A 7617-nucleotide genomic window follows, 5' to 3' on the forward strand; every position below is an offset into this window, starting at 1 on the left:
CCCCACTGCACCCCACCCCCGCCGGGGCGCCACCCGCTCACTTGCCCTTCGCCGCGTCTCCGAACGGAAGGTTCGAGCCGGCCAGGTCGGCCTGGATGCCGTCGGGTACGACGGAGATGTTGCGCAGGCGTACGTCGCCCGGGGTCTTCGGGAGCTGGAAGGAGAGCGACAGCCGGTCCGCGAGCTGAGGCTTCGTCAGGTCAGTGAGGGCGCCGAGCACCTTCGGGTCGATGCCGACCTTCTGGAGCAGCCACGGATGGTCCAGCACCACATCGACGAGGTTCAGCTGCATCAGCTGGTGGACGAAGCGCGGCGAGCCGGTCAGCTCGTGCAGCTTGTCGTCGCTGCGCAGCGCCGCGTCGAGGTACTCCTTCGGGAGCCCGATCCGTTCGGCGATGGCCGGAATGCTGAGCATCGCCTTGATCCGGGCGGCCTGCCGGCTCAGTTCCGCGGCGCCCTTCCGGGTCAGCCGCAGGCCCTCGTCCTTGCCGGTGCCCGGCCGGTAGACCGCCACGTCGCCGATGTCCAGCCGCATCTGCCCGATCTCGGTGGAGATGCCCCGGTCGCCGTTGCGCTGGATACGCGCCTCGGCCCGTACCCGCAGCGTCTGCCCCGCGATGGGCAGCTCACCGACCGCCCGCACCCCGTCGCGCCCCATCTCGCTGAATTTGACCTGCGAGGCGCCCAGTTCGCGGTTCATGTCGTCGAAGGCGAGCAGCACCGTGCCGTGCATCTGGCCCACGGTCGCGCCCTTGATGGCGGTCGGCAGGTCGCCGTCGAGCCGGATGTCGCGGGCGGTCGCCGCCACCTTCGCCAGCGATACGCGGTCGGCGGCCACGTCCGGGATCACCACGTCCACCCGGTCGAGCCGCTTGTCGAGGACCTGGGTCAGGAACGGGAATCCGTGGATGTCGACCTCGGGCCGGGCGTGCAGGTGGAGGGCGGTCTGCACCTGCTCCTCGGCCTTGTTCTGCGCGTAGAGCACGGCGAAGCGGTCGCCGAGGGCCAGCACGCCGGTGCAGGCCGCCACCGCGACCAGCAGTTTCAGTGTGCGGGGCACGGCCGCGAACCGGCTGATGCCCCGCTTCCGCTTCCGGTGGTCCGGCGGAGACCAGGCGTCGTCCTCGTCGTCCTCGTCGTCCGAACGCAGCCCCAGCCCCAGCGGATCGTCGCTGCCGTACCGCTCGTTGAGGTAGCTGCGCCGCCGTCGCGCCGACGTACCGGGGACCGTCCCGGCACCGCTTTCCGGAGCGCCCGGCTCCTGCTCCGGATCGGCGAGCGCGGCCAGATCCGCGTACGGATTGACCGGCGTGAGCTCCCGGGTGTCCCCCTGCGGGCCGTCCGGATCGTCCGTCGCTTGCGGACGACCGGCCGCGGGGGTCCGCCCCTCGGTCGCCTGAGCGGTGGCGGCCTGATGCGGAGGCGCATAGGGGCCCGAGTGGGGGGACGGCGACGAGTATGGGGACGGGGACGGGGACGGGTGTGACGATATGCGTGTGGGGGTTCGCATCCGCACATCCCACCACGAGTGGGTCCCGGCAGCGCAAGTCTCGCCAACGGAATGTGAGATAGCCGAAAGATGTCCGCCCCGCCGAGGACACCCGGCGCACCGGAACCCGGGCGTCCGGCCCCGCCCGACCGGGCCGGGCGGCGCCCTGCCCTCAACTCGCCACCCACGCCCCGCACTTCCCCACACACCGGCGTACCGCCCATCCCCCTGCGCGGGCCCGCGCCGCCCGACCGCCTGACACCGCGCCACCGTGACGAACGCCGACCGGGCCAGCACATACGCGTTGCCGTCGGCGAACTGGAGCCGCTCGCGGAAACCGGCGAGCTCCCGGGTGTCGACAACGGTGTGCGGATTTCCGCCGACGGAAACGACGTCCCCGACGCGGACTTCGGCGCCGCGCACGGTCAGCGAGGCGATCACGAGTGCACCTCCCGGACGTGCCGGCGCAGCAGGATATTGCAGTCGGTCTCGCCGCTGCGGTCGTACTCGTCCCGCGCGACGGCCCGCCGCGCGTCCAGCTCGGCGCAGTGCGCGCACCCGGGCCACGGCTGCGGCGGAGCGGGCCAGGGCGCCGGAACGGGCGTTCCGTGATTCGGCATGGCGGTGCCCTTCAGTCGGTCTCGACAGGGTGGATGGACGCTCAAAAAATGGCCGCATTACGCAGTCGCGCGAACGCGGAGAGCGACGATGGGTTCAGCCTGCCGAGTGCCCGAAGGGATCAGCAAGACTTCTCTTCGGAGATTCGAGACTGATCGTTCGAACTGAAGACCGTCATTGCGGACGGGGTATTTGGCTGCTTGCATCTCGGGTGTCGGGAGTCCTTCGAGCTGAGTGCAGGAGGTGGGCCCATGGCTGACGGGCCTACGGGATCGACGGTGCCGAGGCGCCAACTGGGGCGCCACCTGAGAGATTTGCGCGGCAAGTCCCGCCTCACGGTGCGCGCCGCGGCCCGCGCCCTGGAATGGTCGGAAGCGAAGATGTGGCGCATCGAGACCGGCCAGGTGTCGTTACGCAGCCACGACGTCCAGACGATGTGCGCGGTCTACGGCGCGCCTCCGGACCTGACCGAGGCCCTGATGGGCCTGGCCAAGGAAACCAAGGCGCGGGGGTGGTGGCACGCGTACGGCGACGTGATCCCGGAGGGATTTCACCTCTACGTCGGTCTGGAGGACGCTGCGGCCAGCACGTCCCTGTACCAGAGCGAGCTGATTCCGGGGCACCTGCAAACCGAGGGCTATGCGGAGGCGGTCATCAGTGGCCACCTACGCGGGATCAGCCAGGAGAATCTGGCAGGGCGAGTGCGCCTGCGGATGGAGCGCCAGGCGAGTCTCACGCGGCCGGTTGATCCGCTGCAACTGCGCGTCGCATTGAACGAGACGGTGCTGCGACGTCCCATCGGCGGGGCAGACGTGATGGGGCGGCAACTCGCCCACCTGGTCTACATGGCAGAACGTCCGAACGTCGCGATTCGCGTAGTGCCGTTCACCAGTGGAATGCATCTCGGTGTTGCGTCGGGCGGATTCAACCTCCTGCGCTTCCCCCTCAACGCGGACGGGAGCGAAACGGAACCCGCGACCGTCTATGTGGAAGGCTTTACAGGGAGTTTGTACCTGGACAAGCCGCAGGAAGTAGAAGAGTACGACGCGGCGTTCCGAGACATCTGGGAGAAGGCGCTCGATGATTCGGCGTCGCGGCGCCTGATCGCAGAGGTGGCGGGAGAGTATGAGCAAGGTTGAGGAAGCCGACGCAGTGTGGTTCAAGTCGAGCTACAGCGCGGGCAACGGCGAGTGCGTGGAGGTGGCGCTTCTCGGCGACACCGTAGGCGCCCGGGACAGCAAGCAGGCGGCCGGGCCCGTGGTGACGAGTTCCGCCGAGGGGTGGCGGGCGTTTGTCGCCGGGGTGGTCGACGGTTCGTTCGGCGCGCCCTAGGGGAAGCTGCCGGCAACGAAGCCCCCTGAGGAGCGGGAGAGCATGAGCGATCTCGAGCACGGCAATGCGGCGTGGTTCAAGTCCAGTTACAGCAACGGAGACGCTGAGTGCGTGGAGGTGGCGCTTCTCGGCGACACCGTTGCCGCCCGCGACAGTAAGCAGGTCGCCGGGCCCGTGGTGACCAGTTCCGCCGAGGGGTGGCAGGCGTTCGTCGCCGGGGTGGTGGGCGGCGTTCTCCGCGCGTCGTAGGAGTGGCGATGCCCCCGCACGGAGTGAGTGTGCGGGGGCATCGTGTGTGAGGTCCCCGGATCGGGCCGCTGACGGGCGGGAACGGGAGCCGGGGCTCGGGCGTTACTTAAGTACCGTGATGCGGTTGGCCTTTGGCGGGGAGAGGGGGGTGGTCGGGGTTGAGTGGGATGTCAGGTAGGCGGTGAAGGCGTCCAGGTCGGAGGGGCCGACGTACTTGTCGGTGCCCTGCTTGAGGGCGGGGAAGTTGTCGCCGCCGCCGGCCAGGAATTCGTTCATGGCGACGCGGTAGGTCTTCGCCGGGTCCAGCGGGGCGCCGTTGAGGCGGACCGTGTCGGTGCGGACGCGGTCGGCGCCCTGCTTGGTCAGGTCGAGGGTGTAGGTGAGGCCGTCCGAGACCTGGAGGATCTTGGGGGAGGCCGCGTTCGGGCCGCTGACCTGCTGCTGGAGTGCCGTGAGGAGCTGGGCGCCGGTCAGGCTCACGACGTTCGTCATGTTGGTGAACGGCTGGACGGTGAACGCTTCGGCGTAGGTGACGACACCGTCGCCCTCGCTGCCGGACGCCTTGTAGGCGAGGTCTGAGCGGATGCCGCCGGGGTTCATCAGGGCGAGCTGGGCGCCGCCCTTGGCCGGGTCGCGGGTGGCCGCGAGCTGCGCGTCGGCGATGAGGTCGCCGAGCGGCTGCTCAGGGGTGCCGGCGCCGCGGCCGTTGATGTCGGCGGAGATGTAGCCGACCGGCTTGTTGGCCACCGGGGCGGCGAGCTTGTTCCAGCGCGTGATCAGGGACGTCATGTCCGGCGCCTTGGGGCCCGTCCGGTCCACGACGTGGTTGACCGCGTGCGGGCCGTGGACGGCGGTGCGGACGATGTCGCGGGTGCGGCGGTCGTAGGTGAGCGTGGTGTCGGTGTAGAGCCGGCCGTAGGAGGCGGCCGAGGTGACGGTGCGCGGGTGGCCGGCCGGGTCCGGGATGGTGCAGGTGTAGGACTGGTGGGTGTGGCCGGTGACCAGGGCGTCCACCTTGGGGCTGACCTGCTTGGCGATGTCCACGATGGGGCCGGAGATGCCGTCGCCGGGGCCCGGGCTGTCGCAGTTGTAGTTGTACGAGGTGGAGGCGGGCATGCCGCCCTCGTGGATGAGCGCGACGATCGCCTTGACGCCCTGGCGGTCCAGGATCTTGGCGTACTTGTTGATGGTCTCGACCTCGCCGTGGAAGGTGAGGCCCTTGACGCCGTCCGCGTTGACGATGTCCGGGGTGCCCTTGAGCGTCACGCCGATGAAGCCGATCTTGACGCCGTTGTGGCGCCAGACCGTGTACGGCTTGAGGATCGGCTTGCCGGTCTTGTCGTCGGTGACGTTGGCGGCGAGGTACGGGAAGTCCGCGCCCTGGAAGGTCTTGCCCTTCTCGTAGCAGCCGTCCTTGGGGTGGCAGCCGCCGTTCTGCATCCGGGCCAACTCGGTGCGGCCCTCGTCGAATTCGTGGTTGCCGACCGACGTGACGTCGAGGCCGAGCTTGTTCATCGCCTCGATCGTCGGTTCGTCGTGGAAGAGGCCGGAGAGCAGCGGGCTGGCGCCGATGAGGTCGCCGGCCGCGGCGGTGACGGAGTACGGGTGGCCCTTGCGGGCGGTGCGCAGGGCCTGCGCCAGATACTCCACGCCGCCGGCCGGGACGGTCTTCTTCGTACCGTCAGGCTGGGCCTGCTCGACGGTGCCGGAGGAGCCCTGCGGCGGTTCGAGGTTGCCGTGGAAGTCGTTGAAGGAGAGCAGCTGGACGTCGACGGTGCCGGCGGGGCGGTGCGCCCGGGCGCTGTCGGCCCCGGCGGGCGCGGCCGCGGCGGTGGCGGTCAGGGCGAGGCCCGCGGTGGTGGCGAGCACGGCGGCGCCGGCCGCCAATCTGCGGGCGAGACGGCTCCGTTGGGCGGTCGGTGGCATGGTTCCCCTCCGTGGATGGTGCACAGCGGACGGCAGCATATTGTCGACGCGCGTAGAGGGGTAGGGGGTGGAGGTTACGGGTCGGTGGCGGGTGGGTGCGGGGTGGTGGCCGACCGGTGGCGCGGGCGATCGCGGCGCGGCCGCGGTGCCCGGCCCGGCGGCGCCCCGGCCGGGCCCCGCGGCACCCGCCCGGCGCGCGGGCCGCGTCGTACGCTTCAGGCATGACTGACGCTGCACAGGAGATGGGCCGGACCGGCCGCAGGATCCAGGTGGTCGACGAGCTCGCGCCGGAAGGGGCCGCGGCCGTCCTAGAGCTGATCGAACGGGCCACGCGGACGGACGGCCAGCCGGCCGTGTCCGAGCAGGGCCGGCTCCAGCTGCGGGGCGGGCGCCGGGAGGGCGTACGGCATCTGCTGGTGTACGTGCCGGGGGAGAGCGGTGAGGAGCTGGTCGCGTACGGTCAGTTGGAGGACACCGACCCGGTGGAGGCGCCGGCCGCCGAGCTGGTCGTCCACCCGGGCCACCGCGGCCGCGGCCACGGTCGCGCGCTGGGCGGCGAACTCCTCGTCCAGTCCGGGCGGCGGCTGCGGGTATGGGCGCACGGCGGGCACCCGGCGGCCCGGCACCTGGCGCAGACGCTGGGGCTGACGATGTTCCGGGAGCTGCGCCAGATGCGGCGGTCGCTGGCCGATCTGGACCTGGCCGAGCCGGTGTTCCCGCCGGGGGTCACGGTGCGGACGTTCCAGCCGGACACCGATGACGCGGCCTGGCTGGAGATCAACGCGGCGGCCTTCGCGCACCACCCCGAGCAGGGCGCGCTCACTCAGCGGGATCTGGACGACCGCAAGGCCCAGCCGTGGTTCGACCCCAAGGGCTTCTTCCTCGCCGAGAAGGACGGCCGGCTGGTCGGCTTCCACTGGACGAAGGTGCACGCCGAGGAGGGTCTCGGCGAGGTCTACGTCCTCGGGGTGCGGCCCGGCGAGCAGGGCGGCGGGCTGGGCAAGGCGCTCACCGCCGTCGGCCTGCGGCACCTCGCTGGACAGGGGCTGGCGACCGCGATGCTCTACGTGGACGCCGACAACGTCCCGGCGGTGACGGTGTACGAGCGGCTGGGGTTCACCACGCACGAGACGGACCTGATGTACCGGTCGGAGACGTGAGCGGGGGAGCGGGCTGGGGGAGGTGGCCGGGGGAGGTATGAGCGCTCGGCAGCGCCGGGCGCGGGCTCGCGGCTGTGAACTCACCGGATGTTTCACGTGAAACGCAACCCGACCGGCCGATGTTTCACGTGAAACCCCGCCGCCGGATGGGTGTTTCACGTGAAACGTCGTCGGGCGGACGTTTTACGCCCCCGGACCCGCCTGCCGTTCGCGCTGCTCGCGCCACTCCCGGGCCAGGATCGCGTACACCACCTCGTCCGCCCACTCCCCGTCCAGGAACTCGTTCTCCCGCAGATGGGCCTCGCGGCGCATGCCCAGGCGCTCCAGCAGCCGGGCCGACGCGGTGTTCCGGCCGTCCAACTCGGCCTGGACGCGGTGCAGTCCGAGCTCCTCGAAGCCCATCCTCAGCAGCGCGCCGGCGGCTTCGGTGGCGTAGCCGTGGCCGGCGTGGTCGGGGTTGAAGACGTAGCCGATGGTGCCCTGGCGGTGCTCGCGGCTGGTGTAGACGAAGGTGACGTCGCCGACCAGGGTGCCGGTCTCGTGGACGACGACGGCGAGCTGGAGGCGGTCGCCGGACGCGCGCAGCGTCGTACGGGACGCCTTGTCGGCGACCGAGGCGCGGGAGCCGGCCTCGTCGTACGGGCCCCAGTAGAGGTAGCGGCAGACCTCGGGGCGGCGCTGGTAGGCGTAGATCGCGTCGAAGTCGTCGTGGCGGACGGGGCGGAGGTCCAGCCGGGGGGTGCGCAGGGGGTAGGCGGGGGCGTACGGGAGCGGGGGCGGCGGGGGGAGGGGCCCGGGGGGGGGCGGCCCCGGACCCGGGGGGGGGGTTTTGGGAGGTCTGGG

The 7617-nt window shown here is 71.1% G+C and carries 8 protein-coding genes; 4 read left to right on the forward strand and 4 right to left on the reverse strand.

What is annotated here, in order from left to right:
* Window positions 1-37 precede the first annotated feature (37 nt).
* Together ADL22_RS08610 and ADL22_RS08615 are read right to left on the reverse strand one after the other, a co-directional pair.
* The gene (locus ADL22_RS08610) at window positions 38-1510 is read right to left on the reverse strand and encodes a DUF2993 domain-containing protein (RefSeq protein WP_079063954.1); all 1473 of its coding nucleotides are present in this window, start codon (window positions 1508-1510) and stop codon (window positions 38-40) included.
* Between the two features lie 416 nt (window positions 1511-1926).
* A complete protein-coding gene (locus ADL22_RS08615; RefSeq protein ID WP_066975409.1) occupies window positions 1927-2109 on the reverse strand; it encodes a hypothetical protein in 183 nt (60 codons plus the stop codon).
* A 249-nt stretch (window positions 2110-2358) separates the two neighbouring features.
* On the opposite strand from ADL22_RS08615, the gene ADL22_RS08620 reads away from it, so the two are divergent.
* Genes ADL22_RS08620 through ADL22_RS08630 form a run of 3 tightly spaced genes read left to right on the forward strand, consistent with a single transcriptional unit; the run spans window position 2359 to window position 3688 of the window.
* Complete coding sequence (locus ADL22_RS08620) at window positions 2359-3246, forward strand: helix-turn-helix domain-containing protein (protein ID WP_066975411.1); 888 nt, start codon at window positions 2359-2361, stop codon at window positions 3244-3246.
* Complete coding sequence (locus ADL22_RS08625; RefSeq protein WP_066975412.1) at window positions 3233-3439, forward strand: DUF397 domain-containing protein; 207 nt, start codon at window positions 3233-3235, stop codon at window positions 3437-3439. The genes ADL22_RS08620 and ADL22_RS08625 overlap by 14 nt, the downstream gene beginning before the upstream one ends.
* A gap of 42 nt (window positions 3440-3481) precedes the next feature.
* Entirely contained in the window at window positions 3482-3688 is a 207-nt protein-coding gene (locus ADL22_RS08630; RefSeq protein WP_066975414.1) for a DUF397 domain-containing protein, read from the forward strand.
* A 102-nt stretch (window positions 3689-3790) separates the two neighbouring features.
* On the opposite strand, the gene ADL22_RS08635 is transcribed toward ADL22_RS08630, so the two are convergent.
* Window positions 3791-5614, reverse strand: coding sequence for a bifunctional metallophosphatase/5'-nucleotidase (locus ADL22_RS08635; protein ID WP_066975416.1), 1824 nt, complete (start codon window positions 5612-5614; stop codon window positions 3791-3793).
* Window positions 5615-5856: 242 nt separating this feature from the next.
* Here ADL22_RS08635 and mshD point away from each other — a divergent pair, with 242 nt between their 5' ends.
* Complete coding sequence (mshD, locus tag ADL22_RS08640; RefSeq protein WP_107116254.1) at window positions 5857-6774, forward strand: mycothiol synthase; 918 nt, start codon at window positions 5857-5859, stop codon at window positions 6772-6774.
* A 183-nt stretch (window positions 6775-6957) separates the two neighbouring features.
* On the opposite strand, the gene ADL22_RS08645 is transcribed toward mshD, so the two are convergent.
* Window positions 6958-7521: a GNAT family N-acetyltransferase gene (locus ADL22_RS08645; RefSeq protein ID WP_066975421.1), complete on the reverse strand. Its 564-nt coding sequence runs from the start codon at window positions 7519-7521 to the stop codon at window positions 6958-6960.
* Window positions 7522-7617: the final 96 nt, after the last annotated feature.

It is taken from the genome of Streptomyces sp. NRRL F-4489, assembly GCF_001509485.1.
Lineage (GTDB): Bacteria > Actinomycetota > Actinomycetes > Streptomycetales > Streptomycetaceae > Streptomyces.